Consider the following 24,842-nt stretch of genomic DNA (forward strand, 5'->3'; position numbering starts at 1 on the left):
AATTAGACAAAAATGTCAGTTAGAAAATTAAAACCGATTACCCCCGGTCAGCGTTTTAGAGTAGTAAACGAATTCGACACCATTACTACTGATAAGCCGGAAAAAAGCTTGCTCCTTCCGTTGAAAAAGACTGGTGGTAGAAACAATCAAGGAAAAATGACCATGCGTTACATTGGTGGTGGTCATAAAAGAAAGTACCGTATCATCGATTTCAAACGCAACAAATTTGGCGTGGATGCCAAAGTCGTTTCTATCGAGTACGACCCGAACAGAACAGCATTCATCGCACTTGTTCAATACACCGACGGCGAAAAGCGCTACATCATCGCTCCTGCCGGCCTTAAAGTTGACCAAGTTATCGTTTCTGGACAAGAAAACGTTGCTCCCGAAATCGGTAATGCAATGCCGCTCTCTCAAATCCCACTCGGTACTGTAATTTCTTGTATTGAATTGCGCCCTGGACAAGGAGCTAACATCGCTCGTTCTGCAGGTACTTTTGCCCAACTTATGGCAAAAGATGGTAAGTATGCTACCGTGAAATTACCCTCTGGTGAAACCCGTATGATCCTCCTCACTTGCCTCGCAACTATTGGAGCCGTATCAAACTCCGACCACCAATTGGTGCTTTCTGGTAAAGCTGGTCGCTCTCGCTGGTTAGGACGCCGTCCTCGCACACGTGCAGTAGTTATGAACCCTGTTGATCACCCAATGGGTGGTGGTGAAGGTCGCGCTACTGGTGGTCACCCACGTTCACGCAAAGGCATCCCAGCTAAAGGTTATAGAACTCGCTCTAAAACCAAAGCATCTAATAAGTATATTGTAGAACGCAGAAAAAAATAAGAGACTAACAAATGGCACGTTCATTAAAAAAAGGACCTTACGTTCACTATAGCTTGGAAAAGAAAATCCAACAAAATATACAGTCTGGTAAGAAAACCGTTATCAAAACTTGGTCACGCGCTTCTATGATTACTCCAGACTTCGTTGGCCAAACTATCGCTGTGCACAACGGTCGTCAGTTCGTCCCTGTATACATCACTGAAAATATGGTGGGACATAAATTAGGAGAATTTTCACCTACCCGCTCTTTCCGCGGACACGCAGGTGCAAAAAATAAAGGTAAAAAATAATTAAGGCTATGGGAGTTAGAAAAAAATTAAGAGCAGACGAAATTAAAGAAGCTAAAAAAAGCTTGGCTTTCGCAAAGTTAAATAACTGCCCTACTTCACCCCGCAAAATGCGACTCGTCGCTGACCTCGTACGCGGCGTGCAAGTAGACAAAGCCTTGGCTATCTTGAAATTCAACCAAAAAGAAGCAGCAGCTCGTTTAGAAAAATTATTGCTTTCAGCTATCGCTAACTGGCAAGCTAAAAACGAGAACGCTAACTTGGAAGAAGCTGGATTATTCATCAAAGAAATCCGCGTGGATGGCGGCGCTATCCTTAAACGTTTACGCCCCGCTCCACAAGGAAGAGCACACAGAATTAGAAAACGCTCTAACCACGTAACTATCGTGCTCGGAGCTAAAAATTTTAACACAGAAAGCTAAAGATAAACTATGGGACAAAAGACAAATCCAATCGGAAATCGCCTAGGAATTATCAGAGGATGGGAGTCTAACTGGTATGGCGGCAATGATTACGGTGATAAACTTGCTGAAGATGACAAAATCAGAAAATATGTACTCGCTCGTTTATCTAAAGCTAGTGTTGCTCACGTGATTATCGAGCGTACCTTTAAACTTGTAACCGTTACTATCACCACCGCTCGCCCTGGTATCATCATCGGTAAAGGCGGCCAGGAGGTAGACAAGCTTAAAGAAGAACTCAAAAAAATCACCGGTAAAGACATCCAAATCAACATTTTTGAAATCAAACGCCCCGAACTCGACGCTGCTCTCGTAGCTTCAAGTATCGCTCGCCAAATCGAAGGACGCGTTTCTTACAAACGCGCTATCAAAATGGCAATCGCTTCTGCTATGCGTATGAACGCCGAAGGTATCAAGGTGATGATTTCAGGACGTTTGAATGGTGCTGAAATGGCACGTTCTGAAAGTTTTAAAGAAGGTCGTATCCCTCTTTCAACCTTTAGAGCTGATATTGATTACGCTATTGACGAAGCTCACACTACTTATGGCCGTATGGGTATCAAAGTGTGGATTATGAAAGGCGAAATCTATGGTAAAAGAGAACTCTCTCCCCTCGTAGGTATGACTAAAAAAGCTACTGGCGGAAACTTCTCTGGTAAATCTAATGACAAGCCCGCGGGTAATGCACCCAAAAGAGCACGTCGCAAAAAGTAATTTTTTAAAGAACAAGAAAGATGTTACAGCCAAAAAGAACGAAATATCGTAAACAACAAAAAGGCAGAATGAAAGGCGTTGCCCACCGCGGTGCGCTCCTTTCTAATGGTACTTTCGGAATCAAATCGCTGGATTCAGCATTCATCACTTCACGCCAAATCGAGTCCGCTCGTGTAGCCGCTACTCGTTATATGAAACGTGAAGGGCAACTTTGGATCAAAATCTTCCCAGATAAACCTATTACCAAAAAACCTTTGGAAGTACGTATGGGTAAAGGTAAAGGTGCCGTTGAATACTGGGCTGCAGTAGTGAAACCCGGAAGAATAATGTTCGAGGTAGGTGGCGTACCTTTTGACGTGGCTAAAGAAGCACTACGTCTCGCCGCTCAAAAACTACCCGTGAAAACCAAATTCGTTGTAGCAAGAGATTATCAAAATTAATTAAAGAACAATGAAACAGTCTGAAATTAACAAATTGACAATAACTGAGCTACAAGAAAAGCTTGGTGAATACAAGAAATCGTATGCAGATTTGAAAATGGCACACGCAATTTCGTCATTGGAAAAACCAATTCAATTACGTAACGTAAGAAGAACTATCGCGAGATTGGCTTGTGAGCTAACTAAACGTGAATTACAATAATTCGAACCTGCCTTATGGAAAAAAGAAATTTAAGAAAAGAAAGAATAGGGGTTGTTACAAGCAACAAAATGGATAAATCTATCGTCGTTTCCGAAGTGAAACGTGTAAAACACCCTATGTACGGTAAGTTCGTGTTGCGCACCAAAAAATACGTTGCGCACGACGAAAAAAACGATTGCAATATTGGTGATACTGTGCGAATTATGGAAACTCGCCCACTTAGTAAAACCAAATGCTGGAGATTAGTAGAAATCATTGAAAGAGCTAAGTAATTATGGTACAACAAGAATCAAGACTAAAAGTAGCCGATAATACTGGCGCTAAAGAAGTCCTTACTATCCGCGTACTCGGCGGTACTAAACGCCGTTACGCCTCTGTAGGCGATAAAATTGTAGTTACCGTCAAAGAAGCTACCCCTAACGGAAACGTTAAAAAAGGTCAAGTTTCTACTGCGGTGGTTGTAAGAACTAAAAAAGAAGTACGCCGTGCCGACGGTTCTTACATCCGTTTTGACGAAAACGCTTGCGTCCTTTTGAACGCAGCTGGTGAAATGAGAGGTACCCGTGTATTCGGACCCGTAGCACGCGAACTTCGTGATAAACAATTTATGAAGATCGTTTCATTAGCACCAGAAGTGCTTTAATTTTTAACTAAAGTAAATGATGAAACTAAAAATTAAAACTGGAGATACCGTAAGAGTGATTGCCGGTGAACACAAAGGTTCTGAAGGCAAAGTATTACGCGTAGATCGCGAGAAAAACAGAGCGATCGTTGAGGGAGTTAACTTAGTGAAAAAACACACTAAACCTAACGCTCAAAACCCTCAAGGTGGAATCGTAGAAAAAGAAGCATCTATTCACATTTCTAACCTCGCACTCATCGACCCTAAAACGAAAACTGTTACTCGTGTAGGTTTCGAAGTGCGCGACGGTAAAAAAGTGCGAATCTCTAAAAAATCTAATGTAGTAATATAATATGGCTTACGTACCTAGATTAAAACAAGAATACAATGAGCGCATCATCGCGGCTCTTAAACAAGAATTTGGCTATAAAAACGTAATGCAGGTTCCTAAACTTGAAAAAATAGTTGTGAGCCGTGGTGTAGGTTCAGCCGTCACCGATAAAAAACAAATCGACTACGCCGTTGACGAACTTACCAAAATTACAGGTCAGAAAGCTGTTCCCACTTACTCTAAAAAGGACGTAGCTTCTTTCAAACTCCGTAAAGGTATGGCCATCGGCGCCAAAGTTACCCTACGAGGCGAAAGAATGTACGAATTCCTTGACCGCCTTATCACCACTGCGCTACCCCGCGTAAGAGACTTCCAAGGCGTGAAAGCAACTGGTTTCGATGGTCGCGGTAACTATAACTTAGGCGTTACCGAACAAATCATCTTCCCTGAAATCGATATTGATAAAATCAACAAGATTGCAGGTATGGACATTACCTTCGTTACATCAGCTCACACTGATAAAGAAGCTAAATCATTATTAAGCGAATTAGGATTACCTTTTAAAAAGAACTAAGTATATGGCTAAAGAATCAATGAAAGCCCGCGAGGTGAAAAGACAAAAGTTGGTGGCTAAATACGCCGCTAAACGTAAAGCATTAAAAGAAGCTGGCGACTACGATGCCCTACAGCTCATCCCTAAAAACGCTTCTCCAGTACGCTTGCACAACCGTTGCAAACTTACTGGCCGCCCTAAAGGATATATGCGCACTTTTGGAATTTCACGTGTGTTATTCCGCGAAATGGCAAACAAAGGATTAATTCCTGGTGTAAAAAAAGCAAGTTGGTAATAATTTAAAAGGACAAAATTATGTATACAGATCCTATCGCAGATTATTTGACAAGAATCAGAAATGCAAATAGCGCTGGTCATAGAGTCGTGGAAATCCCTGCCTCTAAACTCAAAAAGGAAATTACTAAAATCCTTTTTGACCAAGGATTCATCCTTAGCTACAAATTTGATGACTCTACCGTGCAAGGTACCATCAAAATAGCACTCAAATATGACAAAGTGACCAAAGAACCCGTTATTAGGCATATTGAAAGAGCCAGCCGCCCAGGCTTGAGAAAGTACGCGGGCGCTGATAACCTCCCTCGCGTATTGAACGGCCTTGGAATCGCTATCATCTCTACCTCTCAAGGAGTGATGACCGGCAAAAAAGCCAAAGAACTCAACATCGGTGGTGAGGTAATTTGTTACGTTTACTAATCAATAAAAAGACAATAAAGAATGTCAAGAATAGGTAAAGCACCCATCAATATTCCCGCAGGCGTTACCGTTACTATCAATAATAACGTCGTAACCGTTAAGGGGAAATTAGGCGAATTAACCCAAGAGGTTAAAGACATTGCTGTAAAGCAAGAAGATGGTCATTTAGTTTTTGAAACTACTGATACTACCAAAGATCAAAACGCTAAACACGGTCTATACCGCGCTTTAGTCCACAATATGGTCGTTGGCGTTTCCGAAGGTTTCACTAAAGAATTAGAGTTAGTAGGGGTTGGTTACCGTGCTGCTAACCAAGGGCAAAAACTCGATCTTGCCCTCGGTTTCTCTCACAACATCATTCTCGAATTGCCAAAAGAAATTAAACTTGAAACAATTAACGAGAAAGGTAAAAACCCTATCATTAAATTAACATCTCACGACAAACAACTCCTCGGCCAAGTAGCTGCCAAAATCCGCAGCTTCCGCAAACCTGAACCTTACAAAGGTAAAGGCGTTAAATTCGTAGGAGAAGTCTTGAGAAGAAAAGCAGGTAAATCAGCTTAATAGTTAGAACAATGGCATTATCAAGAATAGAAAGAAGACAACGTATTAAAAGCAGAATCAGAAAAGTAGTGAAAGGTACTGCTGAACAACCTCGTTTGGCTGTGTTCAGAAGTAATAACGAAATCTATGTCCAAATCATAGACGATACTAAAGGTACTACCCTGTTGGCTGCATCTTCACGCGATAAAGAAATTAGTGCCCAAAAAGGTACTAAAACTGAAAAAGCAGCATTGGTCGGTAAAACTATTGCTGAAAAAGCTTTGAAACAAGGTATCGAAAAAGTATCCTTCGATCGCGGAGGATACCTTTACCACGGACGTGTAAAATCATTAGCCGACGGTGCTAGAGAAGGCGGACTTAAATTCTAATAACTATGTATCAGAAATATAAAAATGTAGAATATGTAAAACCAAGTGGTCTTGAACTAAAAGACCGTTTGGTAGGAGTACAACGCGTTACTAAGGTAACTAAAGGTGGTCGCGCTTTCGGTTTCTCTGCTATCGTAGTAGTAGGCGACGAAAACGGCGTAGTAGGTCACGGCCTGGGTAAATCTAAAGAGGTTTCCGAAGCTATCGCTAAAGCGGTAGAAGACGCTAAGAAAAACTTAGTGCGTATCCCTCTTAATGGTACTACCCTCCCTCACGAACAAAAAGGTAAATACGGCGGAGCTCGTGTATTCTTGCAACCCGCTACCGATGGTACTGGGGTAATCGCTGGTGGTGCCGTTCGTGCTGTCCTCGAAGCCGTAGGTGTACACAACGTACTCTCTAAATCTCAAGGCTCTTCTAACCCTCACAACGTGGTGAAAGCTACTTTCGACGCTTTGTTGCAGTTGCGTAGCGCTAAAACAGTTGCTGCTCAACGTGGCATCTCTTTAGATAAATTGTTTAAAGGTTAATTATTATAACTATGGCAAAACTTAGAGTAACACAAATTAAAAGTAGCATCAAACGCCCTAAAGACCAAAAGCTTACCCTCGAGGCTCTCGGGCTTACCCGTATCGGTAGAACCGTTGAACACGACGCTACACCAAGTATCCTTGGTATGATCAATAAGGTAAAACACTTAATTTCTGTCGAAGAAATTAAATAATATTTTTATACAAAGTTATGAACTTGAGTAATCTACAACCCGCAGCGGGTTCAATTCACAGAGAAGGGAAGCGCGTCGGCCGCGGTCAAGGTTCTGGTAAAGGCGGAACCGCTACTCGTGGCCACAAAGGTGCTAAGTCTCGTTCTGGCTTCTCTAACAAGATTGGCTTTGAAGGTGGTCAAATGCCCCTACAACGACGCGTACCAAAATTCGGTTTCAAAAACTTTAATCGTAAAGAATACGTAGGTATCAACTTGGGTCGCATCCAAGAACTCGTTGATGCCGGTAAAATTACCGATAAAGTCGATATCGAAACCTTAGTTCAACTACACCTCGCTAAAAATACCGACTTGGTGAAAATATTAGGAGGTGGCGAACTAAAATCTAAGCTAAAAATATCTGTTCATAAGTTTACTGCTAGCGCCAAAGTGGCTATCGAAGCTGCTGGCGGCGAAGCTGTAGCCTTGTAATATTCAATTTATGAAGAAGTTTATCGAGAACCTGACCAACATTTGGAAAATTGAAGAGTTAAAGAATCGTATCATCTTAACTCTCGGAATTTTGTTAGTTTATCGCTTCGGAGCTCACGTCGTACTCCCTGGTATCGATTCTGCCCAACTCCACGAGTTGGCTACTCGTACATCAGGTGGCGGCCTGCTCGACATCCTCAACGCTTTCACCGGTGGCGCTTTCTCTAACGCCTCCGTATTCGCGCTCGGGATTATGCCCTACATATCCGCTTCTATCGTAGTCCAACTGATGGGAATCGCTATTCCTTATCTTCAAAAACTACAAAAAGAAGGCGAAAGTGGTCGCCGAAAGATAAACCAAATCACTCGATGGCTTACAATTGCAATATGTATTGTACAAGCACCCGTATATTTGTACGGAATCAATAGATTAGGAGTTCCTGATTCTGCTTTTCTTTTAGGTAAGGGGCTCGATTTTATTGTACCTGCGGTGCTTATCTTAGTAACAGGAACTATTTTTGCAATGTGGTTAGGTGAGAAAATCACCGATAAAGGAATTGGTAACGGTATATCCCTCCTCATTATGGTCGGTATCATCGCACGCTTCCCCCGCGCTTTCTTGTCTGAAACCGCTTCTCGCCTTACCGGTACTGGAGGTCCTCTCCTCATACTCATTGAGGTAATTCTTTGGTTTATCATTGTCTTGCTTTGTATCTACTTGATCAAAGCAGTACGCCAAATTCCAGTACAATATGCGCGCAGAACAGCCGATGGAGGTGTAGCTAACCAAAGAAATGTCTTCGGTGCCCGTCAATACATCCCACTTAAACTCAACGCCGCTGGTGTAATGCCTATCATCTTCGCACAAGCTTTGATGTTCATCCCAGCTACCGTTGCAGGACTCTCCCAGTCCGAGTTCGCAAAAAGCGTTCAAGCAGCTTTCTCCGATGTATTCGGATTCTGGTACAACCTCCTTTTTGCAGCTATGATTATACTATTTACGTATTTTTATACTGCTATTACAGTCCCTACAAACAAAATGGCCGATGACCTGAAGCGCAGCGGCGGATTCATACCAGGTATACGTCCAGGTAAAGAAACTGGTGATTATCTCGACAAAATTATGTCTCTCATCACCCTACCTGGTTCTATCTGTATTGCCTTGGTAGCTATCTTCCCTTCAATGCTCAAAATTATCGGTATGCAAGACCAATGGGCGCTGTTCTACGGGGGTACCTCCCTTCTCATCTTGGTAGGGGTTGCTATTGATACTATGCAACAAGTAAATTCATATCTGCTCAATCGCCATTATGATGGTTTGATGAAAACAGGTAAAAATAGAAAAGTATCTTAATTAATATGGCTAAACAAGCAGCAATTGAACAAGACGGAACTATTGTAGAAGCCCTGTCTAACGCAATGTTCAGAGTCGAATTGGATAACGGTCACGTAGTTATTGCTCATATCTCAGGAAAAATGCGTATGCACTATATAAAACTTCTTCCTGGTGATAAAGTAAAACTCGAAATGAGCCCTTACGACTTAAGTAAAGCGCGAATCACTTACCGTTATTAGTTTTAATTAAGAGAATTCTTCCAATATTTCTGGTTGATAATTTCTCACAGACACCCCTTTTTAGCCGTGTCTGTGAGAAATTACAATCATAAACTAAGAATTTTTTATTTGTAGTATTTTTAGCCTAAATTATTTGTATTCAATACTTTGAATACGATTTTTTGTGCTTAATCGCGAGTGCACTACAAGTACTCTTGAATTTTTATTAGCTAAAAATGTGGCTATTACAAAAAAAAATTGTACTTTTGCGCACTCTATTGATATAAACAAAACAAAATGAAAGTTAGAGCATCAATTAAAAAAAGAAGTTCCGAGTGCATCATTGTGCGCCGAAAAGGACGATTGTACGTAATTAACAAGAAAAATCCTAAATTTAAACAACGACAAGGATAATTATGGCACGAATTGCAGGTATTGACTTACCAAAAAACAAAAGAGGGGTTATTGGTTTAACCTACATTTTTGGTATCGGAAAAAGTAGAGCTAAAGAAATTCTAGAAAGAGCTCAAGTTAACGAAGACACTAAAGTAAGCGAATGGAATGACGACGAAATCAGTCGCATTCGCGAAGTAGTTGCGTCTTATAAAATTGAAGGAGAATTGCGCTCCGAAATCCAATTGAACATTAAACGTTTGATGGACATCGGTTGCTACCGCGGTATACGCCACCGTAACGGCCTTCCTTTGCGCGGTCAAAAAACTAAAAACAATTCTCGTACAAGAAAAGGTAAAAGAAAAACAGTTGCTAACAAGAAAAAAGCAACTAAATAATAAGTAGTAAGTATGGCAAAACAAAATGCAAAAAATGCAAAAGTCTCTAAAAAGAGAAAAGTAGTAGTTGAGTCTGTCGGTGAAGCTCACGTTTCAGCTACCTTTAACAACGTTATCATTTCTCTTACCAATAAAAAAGGAGACGTAATTGCTTGGTCATCAGCAGGTAAAATGGGATTTCGCGGATCTAAAAAGAACACCCCTTACGCCGCCCAAGTAGCCGCAGAAGATGCAGCTAAAGTCGCTTTTGACGCAGGTCTTAAAAAAGTAAAAGTTTACGTAAAAGGCCCAGGTAACGGTAGAGAATCCGCTATCCGTACCATCCACAACACTGGTATCGAAGTAACTGAAATTATTGACGTTACTCCTCTACCTCACAACGGATGCCGCCCTCCTAAAAAACGTAGAGTCTAATTTTAATACTAAGTAAAGTACGAAAGGTGAGTTGTTATCGAAGGAATGCCTTAATTCATAACTGCCTTTCATTTCTAAAAATTATAAAATGGCAAGATATACAGGACCAAAAACTAAAATAGCTCGTAAATTTGGCGAAGCTATCTTCGGAGATGATAAATCTTTTGAAAGAAAAAACTATCCTCCCGGACAACACGGCCTCGCACGCCGTAGAGCTAAACGCTCTGAATATGCTATCCAGCTACAAGAAAAACAAAAAGCGAAATATACCTATGGAATCCTCGAGAAACAATTCCATAACCTATATGAAAAAGCTAAAAGAAGTAAACACATCACTGGTGAGGTACTTCTTCAACTTTGCGAATCTCGCTTGGACAACGTAGTTTACCGTATGGGTATCGCTCCTACTCGTAGCGCTGCCCGCCAATTGGTGTCTCACCGTCACATCACTGTTAATGGCAATATTGTAAATATTCCATCTTACTCTCTTAAACCTGGTGATGTAGTAGGAGTTCGCGAAAAATCAAAATCTTTAAGCGTAATCGAGAATTCTTTGGCGGCTCATAGCACTGTCTACGAATGGATCACTTGGAATTCTGAGAAATTAGAGGGTACTTTCGTAGCTGTACCTCAACGCATTCAGATTCCTGAAAATATTAAAGAACAGTTAATCGTAGAGTTGTACTCTAAATAATAAATAAAGACAGCAGTCAAATTATGGCATTATTCAACTTCCAAAAACCAGATAAAGTTATAATGATTGAATCATCTGATTTTGAAGGGCGATTTGAGTTTCGACCTTTGGAACCAGGATATGGTTTAACAATAGGTAACGCATTACGAAGAGTTATGCTCTCTTCGTTAGAAGGTTTTGCAATCACTTCTGTGAAATTTGATAAAGTAGGTCACGAATTTTCTACTATATCAGGAGTAAGAGAAGATGTTACTGAGATTATCCTCAATTTAAAACAAATGCGTTTTAAACGCCAAATTGAAGATATAGAAAATGAAACAGCTACTATTACTGTTTCTGGTAAAAGACAATTGACTGCCGGTGATTTTCAAAAAGCTCTTTCAGGTTTTCAAGTATTAAATACTGATTTGGTGCTTTGCAATATGGACACTTCAGCTTCTTTTACAATTGAGATTACTATTGAAAAAGGGCGTGGTTATGTTTCGGCTGAAGAGAATGCAAAACCAAATGCAGCGATAGGTGTAATAGCTACTGATGCAATCTTTACGCCTATTAAAAATGTGAAATATTCTATTGAAAATTATCGTGTTGAACAAAAAACAGACTACGAGAAGTTAGTCTTTGAGATTAAAACTGATGGGTCTATTCACCCTAAACAAGCTCTTACTGAAGCCGCAAAAACGCTGATTCATCACTTTATGCTTTTCTCTGATGAGAGAATTACCTTAGAGGCTGATGAAATAGCACAAACTGATACTTATGATGAAGAATCATTGCATATGCGCCAATTGCTAAAAACTAAATTGGTGGATATGGACTTATCTGTTCGTGCACTTAATTGTTTAAAAGCTGCTGAAGTGGAAACTTTAGGTGATTTGGTATCTTTCAATAAAGCTGATTTGATGAAGTTCAGAAACTTTGGTAAGAAATCACTTATTGAGCTTGATGAGTTGGTAGCCAACAAAGGTTTAGTGTTTGGTATGGACACCTCGAAGTATAAATTGGATAAAGATTAACTCGCTCTTGCGATATTTTAACTAAGGAAAAATGAGACACGGAAATAAAATTAATCATTTAGGAAGAAAAACTGCTCACAGAAATTCAATGCTTGCGAATATGGCGAACTCACTGATTGAGCACAAACGTATCAACACTACTTTGGCAAAAGCAAAGGCTTTAAAACTATTTGTAGAGCCTTTGGTAACCAAATCTAAAGAGGATACTACACATAACCGTCGTATTGCTTTTAGTAAGTTGCGCAACAAATATGCTGTTACTGAGCTTTTCAAAGAAGTGGCTGTGAAGGTAGGCGATCGCCCAGGTGGATACACTCGTATCATTAAATTAGGAAACCGTTTGGGTGATAACGCTGAAATGGCTATGATTGAGTTTGTAGATTACAATACTACTTACAATGTAGCTAAGTCGGCAGCGAAGAAGAAAACTACTCGTCGTGGTAGGAAAAAAGCAACTGCTGAAGAAACTCCAGCAACAGCCGAAGTTAAACCAGAGGCTACTGCTGAAGCTACTGAGTAATCTTGTAGTTTATTAGGTTTTTTATATTATAAAAGGGCTTGCCGTAGGCAAGCCCTTTTTTTATTGTGTAAAATTCTTTTTAAAGGCTATTTTTTTGCTTTTTCTATGAAGAGTTTAAGATAAGGTGAGAATGACGTAAGGAGTTTAATAGTTTAAAGATTTCCTTGCGGATTTCACGGATTTTAGCAACAGGTTGCTTAGTTTATGAGTAAGTGGTAGTGGGGCAAGATAAGGGAATTAGCAAAAGGGTAGTGGAGAGAATAGTTTTTGAGCTGTTGGATAAGTTGGAGGGTTTGGGGGGCTTTGGAGTTCTGGGAGAAGCTGGGAATTTTCTGATAGGATTAAAAGTGATTGAGAATTTCGGAAGATAAAGAAATGGAACGGAAGTGTCTTTTTTGTAAAAAGATAAAAGGTAAAAGGTGACGTGGGTATGCTTAGCTTATACAAAGCTTATAGGAAGCTTATACGAATCTTGGACGATTGTTATACAATAGCTGTGTAAAGGGTTGATTAATACTATAATACAATAATACCAATAATACTAAAAATAGGGTTTTGAGGCGAAAGAAAAGGGAAGTGCGAGCCGCACAGGCAGGGATGACTGACGAAGAAAACCACCCCCCTGATACACATACTCAGCTACGCCAGCTGGCTGACTACCCTCAGGGAGAGGGAAATTAGCGACGGAAAGACGGTACAGACCACACGAACTGAGAAAATGAGAGATTATTTTGTTATATATAACACAAAAAAGAGGGTGAAATATTTGGTGAGTAATGAGAAAGTGTGTATTTTCGCCTCGTGATAGAAACCTTTTATTCTTATATAAGGTTTTTCAATCTCTAAGTGATTGGTAATTTAAAACAATGTAATATGAGAACGCATTTATTTATAATGAGCTTGGCTATAGCTTTTATGGGGTGTAGCAAGAGTGATGACAATACTCAAAAAAAGCCCCTGAGGTGACAAGTGAGACTTTTAGTGCTACTATTAAAGATAAATATATTTTATCAGATGTCATACAATCTATCATAATTATTCAAAAAGTAGAAGAGTATCAAATTTATAATACACATAAAATGATATTTTTATAAACTAACAGTCATATTGTTACATCTAATTGTTGCATTTGTAACAAAAGAAATAGCAAAATATTTTGCAGATAATTGAAATTTGTATATTTTTGCCCCGTAACTGTGAAATATATTTCACAATAAAATTATTAACTTAAATCATTAATCGTATGAAGAAACATTTATTCTTTATGAGTTTAGTAATAGCTTTTATTGCTTGTAGCAAGAGTGATGACAACTCTAATGGAGGTGACACGCCTTCAGTAGCTACTTTTAGTGCCGTTATTAAAGATGGCTTTACTGGTGAAAATGGCGAGGATCTTATCCCGCTAAAGAGCCTTAAAAACATTGTTGTAGGAGATTATATCCCCTATACAATTACTATTAGCGAAACTGACACTCAGTTTAGCGGTAATTATGTAGTTATTCCTACAAGAACAACCGAAAAGAACCATCAATCACTACAAGTAGATTATGAGTTTTACTTCGAAAACGCAAAAGGTGAAAAAGTAAAGGCTACTCAGCCTCGTATCACTTTTGAAAAAGCGGGTAAGCACAAATTTTACCTCAAGCCTTTAGTGCCCGGGTCTTTTCAACTTCCTTTTATAGTACAAAAGGAACAAGATAAACAGAAAGTAGGGGAACTAAAACTTCCTACTGTTAATTTTAATGCTGTAAAGATCTTTGCCTATTCGTACGGGAGAGATACTGGGAAAAAGAAAAGAAAATATTGGTACAGTTTGGAGTTTAACTCAATCAACCGTCGTAATTTTATTTTTAAGATAGATCAAGGTAAGAACGAAACTGATATTTACTTATCGCCAGCGGGAGCTGATCAAATTTTCCGAATTAAGTATAACAATGAGATAGCTACAGGAGAATTTAAAGCAGGTCAAAAATATGACTATTATCCAGAAATGGAGGAAATAGGAAGCGTTCCTTCTTTGCCAGAACCTACTGTTACTATTACTATTATACAGAGTAGAAAACGTTCTCAAGAAGAGGAATATGTTATTGAATACCACAACATACCGATTGTTGAAGGAGAAGTACCTAATTAATAATAATTAAAAAATATATAAAAATGAATTCAAAAAAAACAACATTTGTAGGTCTTATGGCAGTTGCTATGTTTGTAGCTTCTTGTAGCAAAGACGACAAGAGTTTTTCTGACCAATTGTCAGAACTCAAATCTGTAACGTTCCCTGAACAAGGTGAGCAAGTAATAGCCTCTACCCCTACAGGTAGAGTGCAAGGAAACAAGTTAGAGGTTATTGAAACTGTTAAAGTACAGCAAACTTTAGATCCTGTTGAAATAGTAGACGCCTCTAATCTTGCTGTGATTTATCCAGGTAGTGTATTGAATGGAGAAGCTTTTTTGGAAGGAGAATATACCAATTTAAAAATTAACAACCCAAAAGAAGTTACACTCTCTACTACCTTAAAAGGCTCAGGAGCTGTAGTGAAAGCAACGGCTATTCCTACTCCCAGTGATGTAAGAGAAAAAGTAAATACGTTGGTAAGCCAAAAACCTGAAAATGTAGACTTTAATAATGTTGCATCGTATATGACGTATGTTTCTAATGAAGTAACAACTCAAGAAAGTTTCAGTAGAACCTTAGGGATTCACGTAAAAGTAGAAGTACTTAAAGGATTGGCAAAAGGTAGTTTTGGTTATGAACAGAAAGAACTCAATATTAATAGTAAAAAGCATATATTGATAAAAGTACGTCAATTGTTTTATAATGTAACCATAGATCCTAAATCAGCTAATGAATGGGGAGATATCCAAGACATAGGTAGTTATGAACCTGTATACATCAGTAGTGTAGATTATGGGCGTGTAGCTACTCTATTAGTTGAAACTGATGAAAGTATTTCAGAGGTAACGAAGAAAATAGAAGCGAGTATCAGTGTAGGGCTTGCCAAAGTGGGTGGTACAGCAAGTGTGAGCAGTGTTAATGAGCAAAGAAGTTATTTTAAGAAGAGTAATATAGTAATATTACTTGCAGGAGGTCCTTTATCAGAAGCTAAATCAGTAAGAGACTATGATAGTTTTATTGACTTTTTGCTAAAGCCTAATTCAGAAAGTTTAGTAAAAGGAGCTGTTCCTATTGGTTATAAAGTACGTTCCTTAAAAGACAATCGTGAAGTAACAGTCCGCACTATGTTTACAGAACAACGTTTTAACTATAAATAAGAATCACTATGAGAAATGTTTTATTGATATTTTCTACTCTTTTACTATTTGCTTGTAAAGATAAAAATAGTGATACTTCTTCTTCTGACTATGAGTTAAATGCCAATGGTCTTACCTTAGTAAAATGGAAGAATGAGAGTACAACTTCTATAGATATGCAAGCAGACCCTACTCTTAGGGAAGTAAAGATTATAGGAGAACAAGCTTTTTCAAAGGCACAAAACTTAAAAAGTATTACTCTTCCTACTCAATTAATAACTATTGAAAAAGAAGCATTTTTAGGTATAGGTATTAGAAATATTACTATCCCTTCAGGAGTAAGAGTAATTCGGAAAGATGCCTTTAATGCCACCGCTCTTACCACAGTTCAATTTTCAGAAGGGCTTACAGATATTGAAGAAGGTGCTTTTGTAGGTTGTCAAATATCTTTGCTGAATTTTCCAGAAAGTTTGCAATCCATTGGAGATCGAGCTTTTTTTAATAATAAAGTAATGGTAGAGGTTACGATTCCTAAAAATGTACAAAATATAGGAGCACGAGCCTTTCCGTCTGGTTTAACAACTGTTACTTTTAAAGGAATGAATCCTCCTAAAATAAATGAACCTTTTGAGAAAGTTACTCGTATTTATGTTCCTAAGGCAAGTTTGGAGGCATATAAAAATAGTGAGTATTTTAAACCTTATGCTAATGTAATTTTAGCAGAGGAATAATATTTACTTTTCAAATCATAGCAATGGTAGATTCTGATATCTACCATTGCTATAAAAATAACTATAAAAAGAGAAATATTTTATTGATACTATTAGCGTTTACACTTTTTGCGTGTAAAGATGATGAAAAAACAGGTGACTCAATCATCGGTGAGTGGCAGGCCGTGAAAATAGTAACAGGAGGCGTTGATACCCCTATTGATAATTGCAATGGACAGACAAGACTTGTTATCACTAATGACCGGTTTACCTACTACAAGCACTGGAAAAATGGAGATAATTGTAATTCTCAAATAGATGATTACGATTATTTTACTGAGGTAGGCGAAAAAGATAAAATAAAAAAGAGAGGCGACACAAGCCATTACTACACTTGTATCTTAGAGAATGGAGGCTCTCGCCTTCGCGTTGTTTATTTTAGTGATTCATACGCTATATTTAAACGGAAATAAGATTTTGTAAATCTATCAAAAAGAGACGAACACTATTCGTCTCTTTTTTTATTACCCAATCGACAATTTTGGTAGTTCGTAAATTATTCGTACCTTTGCACTAACAAATGATGTTTCTCAAACAAATATCGGTCGTAAACTACAAGAACATACCGTCACAAGCGTATGTTTTTAGTCCTACTATTAACTGTTTTGTGGGCGATAACGGTGTAGGGAAAACGAACTTGCTTGATGCTATTTATCACTTAGGTATGGCGAAGAGCTACTTTACTACTTCGGCAGTGCAGAACGTACGCCACGGCGAGGAGTTTTATCTTATCGAAGGACAGTTTCGGCAAGAAGAACGTGAAGAACAGATAGTGTGTAGCCTTAAAAAAGGACAGAAGAAAGTAATGAAACACAACGGTAAAGCCTATGAACGTCTGGCTGACCATATAGGTAAATACCCTATGGTGCTCATTTCACCTTCCGACCGCGACTTGATAGTGGAAGGTAGTGAAACGCGCCGTAAGTTTCTGGACAGTGTGATTTCGCAAACGGATAGGGCTTATTTAGAGTTGCTTGTGCGCTACAACCGTACGCTCTTGCAACGCAACACGCTACTGAAGCAAATGGCAGAAAACGGTGCGTTCTCTTTGGAGACGTTACGCATTTACGATGAGCAATTGGCTCCTTTAGGACAACACATTTACGAGAAGCGGCAGCTTTTTATGGAAGAGTTCTTACCCATCTTTAGTGAGCAGTACGCTTATATTTCGGGAGGTAAGGAACGAGTGAGTTTGCACTACGACAGCAGTTTGCACCAAAGCGATTTGGCTACCCAGCTTGCCGAAAATACTGAGCGAGACCGCAGTGCGCAATACACTACCGCAGGTATTCACAAGGACGATTTGCTTTTTGAGATTGAGGGCTACCCGATGAAGAAGTATGGTAGTCAGGGGCAACAGAAGTCGTTTTTGATAGCCTTAAAGCTATCACAGTTTGAAATGTTGAAGCAATCGTTAGGGATTACGCCCATAGTGCTTTTAGATGATATTTTTGATAAGCTTGACGATACTCGCGTAACGCAGTTGGTGCAGTTGGTTACTCAAAAGCACTTTGGGCAGCTTTTTATTACTGATACTCATTCGCAACGTACCGAGAACGTAGTAAAACAGACGGGATTGGCGTATGAGATGATTCAAATAGGTGCGAGCCACACGGGCAGTAAGAGCTACAAAAGCAGGTAAAAGATAAGAGATAAAAGGTAAATGAGATTGTGAAAGCGACTTTTACAGATATTAATTGTTAGTTGAAAAATTATATAAATACATAAGATGAAACCCAACAAGAAGAAAACACCCAGCAAGAATCCTATTAAACCTACCCTCACAGTGAATGAGGAAGGGAGTTCAAGTATGAAGCTTTTGGCGAGTGTCTTGCTCATTGCCTATGGCTATGTAACGGTACTTACCCCTAACTGGATGGCATTCGACTCCAATGCTACAAAGTTTTACACCTTTGCTATTCTGAACTTGGTAGTAGTAGGGCTTGTGTTTTTTATTAAAGAATTCAGAGAACGCACACAATTACTATTTGGCTTTTTTACTAATAAAATAGGGATTGCTTACTGCCTGATAATGGTATTGGCATTGCTCTCGTTTACCAAAGCTATTGATATAGAAGAAGCGATTTTGCACTTCTTTAAGATATTTACAGCTTTCTCAGCTGCTTGGATGGTATCGGCTTTGGTAATTTACAACAAAAAGAGTTTAGTACATTTAGCAGTTGCGATGACTATTCTTTTGTGTTATGACTTTTTGGTAACCCTCGACGGAGTAAAAGGTATCATCAAGGGTATTAGTGCCGATTACAATATCAAAGGCTCGTATTCTAACAAGAATATTTTGGCTTCGGCTATGTTTATCAAGATACCTTTTGCTATCTGGTTGTTTTATTTTCATAAAAATACCTTGCGTATCATCGGAGGGATAGGTGTTTTAGTCGGTACTTTGGCAATCTTTTTTATGAGTACCCGTGCTTTCTATTTAGCAACTATTCTTACAACGCTTATCTTCATCACGTATGGTGCTATCGACTATTTTATCTTAAAACGCCGTGAAACGGGCGTAAAAGTACTGATGCACGTAGGCTTGGTAGTTCTTGCTTTTGGTATTTTCTCGTTTGTACAGAACTATTTATACCCTGAACAAGTGCGACAAAGCACCAGCTTCGGGGCTCGTTTGGCTGAGGTAGCTAACCAAGAGAATACCAGTAACAACTTGCGTAAAACGGCTTGGGTAATTACTGCTACCGATATGATCCCGAACGACCCACTGTTGGGCGTAGGCATTGGTAACTGGAAGGTACGCTTCTTACAGTATGAAAATTCTTACAGTCCGCATTACATCTATATGTACAAGAACCACAACGACTTTTTAGAGCTTACAGCAGAAGCGGGTATCTTTGCAGGATTGGCGTTCTTAGCTATCTTTCTCTTGGCAGCTTATTACTTCTTAAGAGGCACTTATAAAAACAAGAATCCCGAGCAAGAACAGTGGTTTTTCTTACCATTGTTTGGACTCTTTGCTTATTCGTTCGATGCGTTCTTTAACTTTCCTCAAGACCGTCCTGAAATTCAAGCCCTCTTTGGTATTTACGTAGGGATAGCAGTAGGCTTGGCAGTATTGTATTTCAGTAAGAAAAAAGCAGAAGAGCGCAAATTGTCAATGAGTGTTGTAGGGTTTATAGGAGCAGTAGCTATAGTGGCAATGGTTTTGAATGTGGTAGTAGAGCGTATGTACTTTGATTCCTCTAAAATACAACGTATGGTAAAAGAAGAGCAACAAGGCGTACGACCTACCAAATCACCTTCGGATTACCTAATACGCAACTATCCTCGTATTCCTAATCTGACGGCAGTAGCTGAGCCTGTGGATGTTGAGAAAGCGCGCTACTTGATAGATGAAAAGAAATTTGACGAGGCTCGTAAGGTATTGGCTTCTATCCACTACCACCCTTATGATGCGCGTCCTGAGTATTTTACTGCGGTATCATACTTTATGCAAGAGAACAAAAATAACGATAGTATTTATAAATACGCCCATAAAGCACGAATGATTAAGCCTAATTTCTACGGTAACCTAAACTTAGAGACTTTTGCACTAAACAATATGGGTAAAGAACAAGAGTCGATTCAGTTGCTCAAGCAATATTTAGGTTTGGAGAAAGACAGTGTGCAAAAGCCACAACCTAAGTGGAAAACTATACTGAAAAACCGTTTTCACGTGGATGTAGATAGAGATGCCCTTCGCGGGAATCGCAGTGAGGTGCAAGCTTGGAACTCTTTAGCTTACTTACAAGAAAAAAATAACTTAATAGCTGATGCACGCACTACTTTAGATAGTGCCATTGTGTACTTGCCAGATAACAAAGAAGTGATAAACAACCGCAACAAGATTCTTTCGCGTATGCAAGTAGAAGAGTTTGCCCCTCTTTATTCTGAGGCAATGCAACTTTATATGCAACAGCGTTATGCCGAGGCAATTCCGGTATTTACGAAATTCTTAGAGAAAGTACCAGCTCATATTGACGGACATAGATATCGAGCTATCAGTTATTACAACACGCAACAATACCAAAAAGCTATTAATGACATAGCTGAAATGGAGAGCTTAGGAGTTCCCGTAGACGCTGTATTAAATAACTATCGGGCTTCTTGTTATTATATGCTTGGCGATAGAGCAAATGCCAAAGTCTTTTTCCAAAAGGCAGCAAGTGAAGGCAACGCCGATGCCCAACGCAACTTAAATACGCTCAGTTTTTAAACCAAATGAATACCTATACAAAACAAATTCTCGGTGAGAAGGAACTGCAAGTGATGCTCCACCGCCTCGCTTGCGAGCTGATAGAAAACCACAACGATTTCTCAAACACGGTTTTCATCGGACTTCAGCCTCGTGGCACTTATTTAGCTCAACGCTTGGTGCAACTGCTCACTGAGGAATACCATATTCATAATATCCCATTAGGGCTGTTAGACATTACTTTCTTTCGCGACGATTTTAGGCGTACCGGGCGACCTCTTGAGGCTAACTCTACTGCTATCGACTTTATCGTGGAAAACAAGAGAGTGGTATTCATAGACGATGTACTCTATACAGGGCGCAGTATTCGTGCCGCTCTTAGTGCCATACAGAGCTTTGGACGCCCGTCCGAAATAGAACTTTTGGTGCTCATTGATAGGCGCTTTAGCCGTCAACTGCCCATACAACCTGATTATAGAGGTAAGCAGGTAGACGCTATTAACGATGAGCGCGTGGTAGTACACTGGAAAGAAAACGATGAAGTAGATTCTGTACAAGTGATAGGTAAAGCCAGTGAACTGATATAATATGGTAATAGCAATTCTTACAGTCTTTATAATGCTCAACGTAGTGTTGAAACTCAGTTTTTGGAAACTGTGGCAACAAGCCGTTTTTGCAGGCATCTGCTTCTTGTTTGTATGGTTTGCCACTGATTTTGCTTCCGAGCAATCACAACCCACTCTAGAAGCAATGCTCAGCGACCCTAAAGTGCTTAGCAATATCACTGTGTTGCTCACCATAGAAACAGCTGTGTGTATGGCTTATTGCTTTACTTCATTGCGGGCTCTTTTTAAGGGTAAAGAAAGCCGTTGGTACAGAATCTTACAGTGGTATCCTAACTTGCTCGTCTTCCCTGCATTGTTCTACGTGCTTACTCAAGCTATCTTTTACTATACCGGTGTATCGTTTGAGCATATCGCTTTGTGGATAGGTGCTGGCGTTCTCGTATTTATTGTATTAGGTGCTTGGGGTTTACAGAAGCTTTTACCCGAGAAAGACTTACGCTTAGAGCTCCACTTTTTGGTAAGTTTACTTATTACGCTCTTAGGGCTTATTGGCACCGCTAACGGACAAATACTCTATGTTCCCCAAAGTGAACCTATTGATGTCAAAGTATTGGGCAGTATATTTCTTTTTTTTATAGCCTTGTTTGGCATAGGCTTTGGATTTAGTAAATTGTACTGGTTCTTACACCAAAGAAAACAAAAGAATTAATTTTATACCAATGATGAAAAATATATTTATAGCCGGAATGCTATTGCTCACCAGTGCTACTTATGCACAAATAACCATTACTCAGGAAAAGAATATAGCCGACGCAATGGAACTGAAAAAAGAAGTAGCCCGCACCGAGAGCGCTTTCCAAGTGCAAATCTATAACGGCAACATCACCGAAGCTAATAAAGTAATGCTCGACGCCAAAAACAAATACAAACAATACCCTGTGTTACTCACTTTTGAGTCTCCTAACTACAAGGTGCGTCTCGGTAGCTTCCGTACCCGTTTAGAAGCCGAAAAGAAACTTATTGAGATTAAAAAATCTTATCCCGGTGCCTTTGTAATAGGCTTAAAATAACCTGTAATAAGGGGACAATATGTTCAAAAAGAATTCCCTCCGATTTCAGATATTCCTTAGTATGACCCTGCTGGTGTTAGTGGCTTTTGCTATCTTAGCCTTTGTGATGATTGGTCAGTATAAAAAGCAGGCTTTTGAATATCACGACGAGCGACTCATCGACAAGGAAAACCAAATCAAAATGCAGATACAATACGTATTCTCGCAAACTACTTTCCCTGTCGAGACCCCTTATATACCCCTTATCTTCCGTGAGGATATCTACAGCATTGCCAATATCCAAAACCTCAACTTTGCCCTCTATGACCTCGATGGTGTGCTACTAAAAAGCTCCAAAGCCTCTCTCTCGCCCGACCAAGATGCGTTTTTCATTCCTCCTGATGTATTGCATCAGCTTTCCGCTACACTCAATAAACGTCTTGTTGAGCACCACGAATTTGCAGGGCGTGGTTATCAAACCTCTTACAGTTATATTACCGATTTGCAGTTCAAGCCTATCGCTATTCTCAACATTCCTTATTTCGAGAACGACACCTTCAACGAGCGCGCCTTAAAAGGGTCGCTGTACAACTTAGCGATGGTGTATTTCTCGCTTTTGGTAGTTGCCCTTACGGTAGCTTACTTCATTTCTAAATATATTACCAAATCGCTTAAAACCATTGAAGGTCGTTTAGAGAAAACTCGTTTGCTCTCCCAAAACGAAAAGATACTTCTCAAATCTGCCCCTACCGAGATTACCGAGTTGGTAAATGCCTATAACGGAATGATTGATGAGATTGAGAACAGCAAAGCCCTTTTGGCGCAATCCGAACGCGAACAAGCGTGGCGCGATATGGCAAAGCAGGTAGCACACGAAATCAAAAATCCTCTTACTCCTATGCGTCTCTCCGTGCAAAGTTATCAACGCAAAGCTCTTCGAGAGCCTCAAACCGCTGAACAAACTAATGAATTTTGCGAATCTCTTATCCAACAGATAGACATATTGAGTAATATTTCTACTGCCTTTTCGGCACTTACCAATATGCCTGCTAAAAATGATGAGGAATTCGATTTTGTTTCTGTTATCAAACGCACTTTAGATATCTTTAATTCTGATGAAATTCACTTCACCCATTCTCACGATGAGATTATAAGTGTATTCGATAAAGACCAGCTCGGTCGTGTAGTTACCAATTTGGTGAAAAATGCGCTACAAGCTACCGAAAACGAACCTTTCCCTTCTATTGAAGTGAGCCTTAATAAAACCGATACCGATATTACTCTAAAAGTAAAAGACAATGGTACGGGTATCCCCGACGCCGATAAAGAAAAGATATTCGAACCAAAATTCACTACCAAAACCAGTGGTAGTGGCTTGGGATTAGCAATGGTGAAAAACATCGTACTTTCCTACGGGGGTAGCATTCATTTTACTTCCAAAGTAGGAAAGGGAAGTGAATTTACTGTAGTATTGGTACACTTTTTGAATAAGTAAATAAATAAACATTATATTTTATGAAAAATCACATCTTAACATTGGGAGTTGCTGTGCTTATGCTCGCCTCCTGCCAAAACAATCCTTCACAAACTGCTAACACTGTAGTAAGTGAAACCACTACTATGATGGAGAATGCTGCTGAAAAAGTAGAAGAAATGGTAACTCCTCAATTGTTAGCTACTTATGTAGGTACTCTTCCTGCTGCCGATTGCGGCGGAATGGCTACCGTTATCCATCTCTATGCCGATGACACCTATGTAAAACAAGAAAACTGTGCAAGCAAAAACTTCGAATCTAAAGAAGAAGGTAAAGTAGAACACACTGATAAAGGTTTTACACTCGTTTCTAAAGCTGATAATCACAAATCTTTCTATATTACCAAAGGCGATAATATCGTACAAGTGGGTGAAGATGGTAAAGAACCTAAAATGGTAAAAGAATATACTCTTACCAAACAAATGTAACAAGTAAAATCTTATGTAATGCGAAGGCTGTTCAATCTTGTATTGAACAGCCTTTTCTTTTACAAAGAAGAAAAAATATGTTAAAAATCTTTTGTAGTTAAAATAATTGTTATAACTTTACCCCCTAATTTGTATTTTATGTTAGTAACCTTCCAATGGATTTAGTGCGTCTTTTCATAAAAAGGATATCATACAATCAATCGCAGAACGATGCCTTTGTGCTTATAATGCACGAGGTCGAGACCGATTTAAAGCTACCCATCGTTATTGGTACCTTTGAAGCGCAATCTATTGCCTTGGAATTAGAGAAGAGTCTTGTACCTCCTCGACCCCTTACACACGACCTCTTCAAAATATTCGCCGATACTTTTGGAGTCCAAATAAAACGAGTCGTGATTTATAAGTTAGAGGAAGGTATTTTCTACTCTCATATACTCTGCCTAAAAAATGGTAAAGAATACACCATCGAAGCTCGCACCAGCGATGCTATTGCTATCGCTCTACGTTGCAACGCCCCTATCTACACCTATCGAGATATCATTCAAAAAGCAGGTATTTATATCCCTCTGCTCAATGATGAACCCTCTAATACCATAAGCCCTTCGTTAGATAATGTTGATGGTGAAGATAGTACCCGAAATAGATATACTAAATACGCCCTGCCCGAACTGAAAACAATGCTTAATGACTGCATTGAAAATGAAGACTACGAAATGGCAGCTCTCATCAGAGACGAAATTTCTAAACGCGATAGTACTTTTTAAAA

Annotated in this window: 37 protein-coding genes; all 37 read left to right on the top strand. The window is 39.3% G+C overall.

Features of this window, described 5'->3' with window-relative positions:
- Positions 1–12 precede the first annotated feature (12 nt).
- The 37 genes from rplB (at position 13) to RCZ04_RS01920 (ending at position 24,840) form a co-directional block, all read left to right on the top strand.
- Positions 13–840: a large ribosomal subunit protein uL2 gene (gene rplB / locus RCZ04_RS01740; RefSeq protein WP_460484209.1), complete on the top strand. Its 828-nt coding sequence runs from the start codon at positions 13–15 to the stop codon at positions 838–840.
- A gap of 11 nt (positions 841–851) precedes the next feature.
- On the top strand, positions 852–1,130 hold the full coding sequence (gene rpsS, locus RCZ04_RS01745) for a 30S ribosomal protein S19 (RefSeq protein WP_460484210.1): 279 nt from the start codon (positions 852–854) through the stop codon (positions 1,128–1,130).
- Positions 1,131–1,138: 8 nt separating this feature from the next.
- On the top strand, positions 1,139–1,549 hold the full coding sequence (gene rplV / locus RCZ04_RS01750; RefSeq protein WP_460484211.1) for a large ribosomal subunit protein uL22: 411 nt from the start codon (positions 1,139–1,141) through the stop codon (positions 1,547–1,549).
- 9 nt (positions 1,550–1,558) lie between these two features.
- Entirely contained in the window at positions 1,559–2,302 is a 744-nt protein-coding gene (rpsC, locus tag RCZ04_RS01755) for a small ribosomal subunit protein uS3 (RefSeq protein WP_460484212.1), read from the top strand.
- 20 nt (positions 2,303–2,322) lie between these two features.
- On the top strand, positions 2,323–2,742 hold the full coding sequence (rplP, locus tag RCZ04_RS01760) for a 50S ribosomal protein L16 (protein ID WP_460484213.1): 420 nt from the start codon (positions 2,323–2,325) through the stop codon (positions 2,740–2,742).
- A gap of 10 nt (positions 2,743–2,752) precedes the next feature.
- Positions 2,753–2,944, top strand: coding sequence for a 50S ribosomal protein L29 (gene rpmC, locus RCZ04_RS01765; RefSeq protein ID WP_106099184.1), 192 nt, complete (start codon positions 2,753–2,755; stop codon positions 2,942–2,944).
- Between the two features lie 14 nt (positions 2,945–2,958).
- On the top strand, positions 2,959–3,216 hold the full coding sequence (gene rpsQ, locus RCZ04_RS01770) for a 30S ribosomal protein S17 (RefSeq protein WP_002675041.1): 258 nt from the start codon (positions 2,959–2,961) through the stop codon (positions 3,214–3,216).
- A gap of 2 nt (positions 3,217–3,218) precedes the next feature.
- Positions 3,219–3,587, top strand: coding sequence for a 50S ribosomal protein L14 (rplN, locus tag RCZ04_RS01775; RefSeq protein WP_002675043.1), 369 nt, complete (start codon positions 3,219–3,221; stop codon positions 3,585–3,587).
- A 16-nt stretch (positions 3,588–3,603) separates the two neighbouring features.
- Positions 3,604–3,918 (top strand): 50S ribosomal protein L24, encoded by a 315-nt coding sequence (rplX, locus tag RCZ04_RS01780; RefSeq protein ID WP_460484214.1) that lies wholly within the window; start codon positions 3,604–3,606, stop codon positions 3,916–3,918.
- 1 nt (position 3,919) lies between these two features.
- Positions 3,920–4,471, top strand: a complete 552-nt coding sequence (gene rplE / locus RCZ04_RS01785) for a large ribosomal subunit protein uL5 (protein WP_460484215.1) — start codon at positions 3,920–3,922, stop codon at positions 4,469–4,471.
- A gap of 4 nt (positions 4,472–4,475) precedes the next feature.
- On the top strand, positions 4,476–4,745 hold the full coding sequence (rpsN, locus tag RCZ04_RS01790; RefSeq protein WP_460484216.1) for an uS14 family ribosomal protein: 270 nt from the start codon (positions 4,476–4,478) through the stop codon (positions 4,743–4,745).
- Between the two features lie 20 nt (positions 4,746–4,765).
- Positions 4,766–5,164, top strand: coding sequence for a 30S ribosomal protein S8 (gene rpsH, locus RCZ04_RS01795; RefSeq protein ID WP_460484217.1), 399 nt, complete (start codon positions 4,766–4,768; stop codon positions 5,162–5,164).
- A gap of 21 nt (positions 5,165–5,185) precedes the next feature.
- Positions 5,186–5,728, top strand: coding sequence for a 50S ribosomal protein L6 (gene rplF, locus RCZ04_RS01800; RefSeq protein ID WP_460484218.1), 543 nt, complete (start codon positions 5,186–5,188; stop codon positions 5,726–5,728).
- An 11-nt stretch (positions 5,729–5,739) separates the two neighbouring features.
- Positions 5,740–6,096, top strand: coding sequence for a 50S ribosomal protein L18 (rplR, locus tag RCZ04_RS01805; protein WP_460484219.1), 357 nt, complete (start codon positions 5,740–5,742; stop codon positions 6,094–6,096).
- A 5-nt stretch (positions 6,097–6,101) separates the two neighbouring features.
- The gene (gene rpsE, locus RCZ04_RS01810) at positions 6,102–6,626 is read left to right on the top strand and encodes a 30S ribosomal protein S5 (RefSeq protein ID WP_460484220.1); all 525 of its coding nucleotides are present in this window, start codon (positions 6,102–6,104) and stop codon (positions 6,624–6,626) included.
- 11 nt (positions 6,627–6,637) lie between these two features.
- Complete coding sequence (gene rpmD / locus RCZ04_RS01815) at positions 6,638–6,820, top strand: 50S ribosomal protein L30 (protein WP_460484221.1); 183 nt, start codon at positions 6,638–6,640, stop codon at positions 6,818–6,820.
- Positions 6,821–6,837: 17 nt separating this feature from the next.
- On the top strand, positions 6,838–7,290 hold the full coding sequence (gene rplO / locus RCZ04_RS01820; protein WP_460484222.1) for a large ribosomal subunit protein uL15: 453 nt from the start codon (positions 6,838–6,840) through the stop codon (positions 7,288–7,290).
- A gap of 10 nt (positions 7,291–7,300) precedes the next feature.
- On the top strand, positions 7,301–8,644 hold the full coding sequence (gene secY / locus RCZ04_RS01825) for a preprotein translocase subunit SecY (RefSeq protein ID WP_460484223.1): 1,344 nt from the start codon (positions 7,301–7,303) through the stop codon (positions 8,642–8,644).
- A 5-nt stretch (positions 8,645–8,649) separates the two neighbouring features.
- Positions 8,650–8,865, top strand: a complete 216-nt coding sequence (gene infA, locus RCZ04_RS01830; protein ID WP_002675066.1) for a translation initiation factor IF-1 — start codon at positions 8,650–8,652, stop codon at positions 8,863–8,865.
- A gap of 276 nt (positions 8,866–9,141) precedes the next feature.
- Positions 9,142–9,258, top strand: a complete 117-nt coding sequence (ykgO, locus tag RCZ04_RS01835) for a type B 50S ribosomal protein L36 (protein WP_002676536.1) — start codon at positions 9,142–9,144, stop codon at positions 9,256–9,258.
- A gap of 2 nt (positions 9,259–9,260) precedes the next feature.
- Entirely contained in the window at positions 9,261–9,635 is a 375-nt protein-coding gene (rpsM, locus tag RCZ04_RS01840) for a 30S ribosomal protein S13 (RefSeq protein WP_460484224.1), read from the top strand.
- 12 nt (positions 9,636–9,647) lie between these two features.
- Positions 9,648–10,049, top strand: coding sequence for a small ribosomal subunit protein uS11 (gene rpsK, locus RCZ04_RS01845; protein ID WP_460484225.1), 402 nt, complete (start codon positions 9,648–9,650; stop codon positions 10,047–10,049).
- A gap of 88 nt (positions 10,050–10,137) precedes the next feature.
- On the top strand, positions 10,138–10,743 hold the full coding sequence (gene rpsD / locus RCZ04_RS01850; RefSeq protein ID WP_460484226.1) for a 30S ribosomal protein S4: 606 nt from the start codon (positions 10,138–10,140) through the stop codon (positions 10,741–10,743).
- 23 nt (positions 10,744–10,766) lie between these two features.
- Positions 10,767–11,759: a DNA-directed RNA polymerase subunit alpha gene (locus tag RCZ04_RS01855; RefSeq protein WP_460484227.1), complete on the top strand. Its 993-nt coding sequence runs from the start codon at positions 10,767–10,769 to the stop codon at positions 11,757–11,759.
- 31 nt (positions 11,760–11,790) lie between these two features.
- Positions 11,791–12,279, top strand: coding sequence for a bL17 family ribosomal protein (gene rplQ, locus RCZ04_RS01860; protein WP_460484228.1), 489 nt, complete (start codon positions 11,791–11,793; stop codon positions 12,277–12,279).
- A gap of 1,243 nt (positions 12,280–13,522) precedes the next feature.
- Positions 13,523–14,413, top strand: a complete 891-nt coding sequence (locus RCZ04_RS01865) for a hypothetical protein (protein WP_460484229.1) — start codon at positions 13,523–13,525, stop codon at positions 14,411–14,413.
- A 23-nt stretch (positions 14,414–14,436) separates the two neighbouring features.
- A complete protein-coding gene (locus RCZ04_RS01870; protein WP_460484230.1) occupies positions 14,437–15,552 on the top strand; it encodes a thiol-activated cytolysin family protein in 1,116 nt (371 codons plus the stop codon).
- An 8-nt stretch (positions 15,553–15,560) separates the two neighbouring features.
- Positions 15,561–16,262 carry a leucine-rich repeat domain-containing protein gene (locus RCZ04_RS01875; RefSeq protein WP_460484232.1) on the top strand — a complete coding sequence of 234 codons (702 nt, stop codon included), beginning with the start codon at positions 15,561–15,563 and terminating at the stop codon, positions 16,260–16,262.
- Positions 16,263–16,345: 83 nt separating this feature from the next.
- Positions 16,346–16,714: a lipocalin-like domain-containing protein gene (locus RCZ04_RS01880; RefSeq protein WP_460484233.1), complete on the top strand. Its 369-nt coding sequence runs from the start codon at positions 16,346–16,348 to the stop codon at positions 16,712–16,714.
- 110 nt (positions 16,715–16,824) lie between these two features.
- Positions 16,825–17,943, top strand: a complete 1,119-nt coding sequence (recF, locus tag RCZ04_RS01885; RefSeq protein ID WP_460484569.1) for a DNA replication/repair protein RecF — start codon at positions 16,825–16,827, stop codon at positions 17,941–17,943.
- Between the two features lie 87 nt (positions 17,944–18,030).
- Complete coding sequence (locus RCZ04_RS01890; RefSeq protein WP_460484235.1) at positions 18,031–20,520, top strand: O-antigen ligase family protein; 2,490 nt, start codon at positions 18,031–18,033, stop codon at positions 20,518–20,520.
- 5 nt (positions 20,521–20,525) lie between these two features.
- Complete coding sequence (gene pyrR, locus RCZ04_RS01895; protein ID WP_460484237.1) at positions 20,526–21,086, top strand: bifunctional pyr operon transcriptional regulator/uracil phosphoribosyltransferase PyrR; 561 nt, start codon at positions 20,526–20,528, stop codon at positions 21,084–21,086.
- Between the two features lies 1 nt (position 21,087).
- Positions 21,088–21,774, top strand: a complete 687-nt coding sequence (locus RCZ04_RS01900; protein ID WP_460484239.1) for a hypothetical protein — start codon at positions 21,088–21,090, stop codon at positions 21,772–21,774.
- A 10-nt stretch (positions 21,775–21,784) separates the two neighbouring features.
- Complete coding sequence (locus RCZ04_RS01905) at positions 21,785–22,135, top strand: SPOR domain-containing protein (protein ID WP_460484240.1); 351 nt, start codon at positions 21,785–21,787, stop codon at positions 22,133–22,135.
- Positions 22,136–22,154: 19 nt separating this feature from the next.
- Entirely contained in the window at positions 22,155–23,609 is a 1,455-nt protein-coding gene (locus RCZ04_RS01910) for an ATP-binding protein (RefSeq protein ID WP_460484242.1), read from the top strand.
- Between the two features lie 20 nt (positions 23,610–23,629).
- Entirely contained in the window at positions 23,630–24,076 is a 447-nt protein-coding gene (locus tag RCZ04_RS01915) for a copper resistance protein NlpE N-terminal domain-containing protein (protein ID WP_009417407.1), read from the top strand.
- A 155-nt stretch (positions 24,077–24,231) separates the two neighbouring features.
- Positions 24,232–24,840 carry a bifunctional nuclease family protein gene (locus RCZ04_RS01920; protein WP_460484243.1) on the top strand — a complete coding sequence of 203 codons (609 nt, stop codon included), beginning with the start codon at positions 24,232–24,234 and terminating at the stop codon, positions 24,838–24,840.
- Positions 24,841–24,842 lie beyond the last annotated feature (2 nt).

It is taken from the genome of Capnocytophaga sp. HP1101 (assembly GCF_054772415.1).

What these genes read in the sequence shown, in the direction of transcription:
- rplB (WP_460484209.1), top strand. Translation starts at nt 13, where the DNA reads ATGTCAGTTAGAAAATTAAAACCGATTACCCCCGGTCAGCGTTTTAGA.
- rpsS (WP_460484210.1), top strand. Translation starts at nt 852, where the DNA reads ATGGCACGTTCATTAAAAAAAGGACCTTACGTTCACTATAGCTTGGAA.
- rplV (WP_460484211.1), top strand. Translation starts at nt 1,139, where the DNA reads ATGGGAGTTAGAAAAAAATTAAGAGCAGACGAAATTAAAGAAGCTAAA.
- rpsC (WP_460484212.1), top strand. Translation starts at nt 1,559, where the DNA reads ATGGGACAAAAGACAAATCCAATCGGAAATCGCCTAGGAATTATCAGA.
- rplP (WP_460484213.1), top strand. Translation starts at nt 2,323, where the DNA reads ATGTTACAGCCAAAAAGAACGAAATATCGTAAACAACAAAAAGGCAGA.
- rpmC (WP_106099184.1), top strand. Translation starts at nt 2,753, where the DNA reads ATGAAACAGTCTGAAATTAACAAATTGACAATAACTGAGCTACAAGAA.
- rpsQ (WP_002675041.1), top strand. Translation starts at nt 2,959, where the DNA reads ATGGAAAAAAGAAATTTAAGAAAAGAAAGAATAGGGGTTGTTACAAGC.
- rplN (WP_002675043.1), top strand. Translation starts at nt 3,219, where the DNA reads ATGGTACAACAAGAATCAAGACTAAAAGTAGCCGATAATACTGGCGCT.
- rplX (WP_460484214.1), top strand. Translation starts at nt 3,604, where the DNA reads ATGATGAAACTAAAAATTAAAACTGGAGATACCGTAAGAGTGATTGCC.
- rplE (WP_460484215.1), top strand. Translation starts at nt 3,920, where the DNA reads ATGGCTTACGTACCTAGATTAAAACAAGAATACAATGAGCGCATCATC.
- rpsN (WP_460484216.1), top strand. Translation starts at nt 4,476, where the DNA reads ATGGCTAAAGAATCAATGAAAGCCCGCGAGGTGAAAAGACAAAAGTTG.
- rpsH (WP_460484217.1), top strand. Translation starts at nt 4,766, where the DNA reads ATGTATACAGATCCTATCGCAGATTATTTGACAAGAATCAGAAATGCA.
- rplF (WP_460484218.1), top strand. Translation starts at nt 5,186, where the DNA reads ATGTCAAGAATAGGTAAAGCACCCATCAATATTCCCGCAGGCGTTACC.
- rplR (WP_460484219.1), top strand. Translation starts at nt 5,740, where the DNA reads ATGGCATTATCAAGAATAGAAAGAAGACAACGTATTAAAAGCAGAATC.
- rpsE (WP_460484220.1), top strand. Translation starts at nt 6,102, where the DNA reads ATGTATCAGAAATATAAAAATGTAGAATATGTAAAACCAAGTGGTCTT.
- rpmD (WP_460484221.1), top strand. Translation starts at nt 6,638, where the DNA reads ATGGCAAAACTTAGAGTAACACAAATTAAAAGTAGCATCAAACGCCCT.
- rplO (WP_460484222.1), top strand. Translation starts at nt 6,838, where the DNA reads ATGAACTTGAGTAATCTACAACCCGCAGCGGGTTCAATTCACAGAGAA.
- secY (WP_460484223.1), top strand. Translation starts at nt 7,301, where the DNA reads ATGAAGAAGTTTATCGAGAACCTGACCAACATTTGGAAAATTGAAGAG.
- infA (WP_002675066.1), top strand. Translation starts at nt 8,650, where the DNA reads ATGGCTAAACAAGCAGCAATTGAACAAGACGGAACTATTGTAGAAGCC.
- ykgO (WP_002676536.1), top strand. Translation starts at nt 9,142, where the DNA reads ATGAAAGTTAGAGCATCAATTAAAAAAAGAAGTTCCGAGTGCATCATT.
- rpsM (WP_460484224.1), top strand. Translation starts at nt 9,261, where the DNA reads ATGGCACGAATTGCAGGTATTGACTTACCAAAAAACAAAAGAGGGGTT.
- rpsK (WP_460484225.1), top strand. Translation starts at nt 9,648, where the DNA reads ATGGCAAAACAAAATGCAAAAAATGCAAAAGTCTCTAAAAAGAGAAAA.
- rpsD (WP_460484226.1), top strand. Translation starts at nt 10,138, where the DNA reads ATGGCAAGATATACAGGACCAAAAACTAAAATAGCTCGTAAATTTGGC.
- RCZ04_RS01855 (WP_460484227.1), top strand. Translation starts at nt 10,767, where the DNA reads ATGGCATTATTCAACTTCCAAAAACCAGATAAAGTTATAATGATTGAA.
- rplQ (WP_460484228.1), top strand. Translation starts at nt 11,791, where the DNA reads ATGAGACACGGAAATAAAATTAATCATTTAGGAAGAAAAACTGCTCAC.
- RCZ04_RS01865 (WP_460484229.1), top strand. Translation starts at nt 13,523, where the DNA reads ATGAAGAAACATTTATTCTTTATGAGTTTAGTAATAGCTTTTATTGCT.
- RCZ04_RS01870 (WP_460484230.1), top strand. Translation starts at nt 14,437, where the DNA reads ATGAATTCAAAAAAAACAACATTTGTAGGTCTTATGGCAGTTGCTATG.
- RCZ04_RS01875 (WP_460484232.1), top strand. Translation starts at nt 15,561, where the DNA reads ATGAGAAATGTTTTATTGATATTTTCTACTCTTTTACTATTTGCTTGT.
- recF (WP_460484569.1), top strand. Translation starts at nt 16,825, where the DNA reads ATGTTTCTCAAACAAATATCGGTCGTAAACTACAAGAACATACCGTCA.
- RCZ04_RS01890 (WP_460484235.1), top strand. Translation starts at nt 18,031, where the DNA reads ATGAAACCCAACAAGAAGAAAACACCCAGCAAGAATCCTATTAAACCT.
- pyrR (WP_460484237.1), top strand. Translation starts at nt 20,526, where the DNA reads ATGAATACCTATACAAAACAAATTCTCGGTGAGAAGGAACTGCAAGTG.
- RCZ04_RS01900 (WP_460484239.1), top strand. Translation starts at nt 21,088, where the DNA reads ATGGTAATAGCAATTCTTACAGTCTTTATAATGCTCAACGTAGTGTTG.
- RCZ04_RS01905 (WP_460484240.1), top strand. Translation starts at nt 21,785, where the DNA reads ATGATGAAAAATATATTTATAGCCGGAATGCTATTGCTCACCAGTGCT.
- RCZ04_RS01910 (WP_460484242.1), top strand. Translation starts at nt 22,155, where the DNA reads ATGTTCAAAAAGAATTCCCTCCGATTTCAGATATTCCTTAGTATGACC.
- RCZ04_RS01915 (WP_009417407.1), top strand. Translation starts at nt 23,630, where the DNA reads ATGAAAAATCACATCTTAACATTGGGAGTTGCTGTGCTTATGCTCGCC.
- RCZ04_RS01920 (WP_460484243.1), top strand. Translation starts at nt 24,232, where the DNA reads ATGGATTTAGTGCGTCTTTTCATAAAAAGGATATCATACAATCAATCG.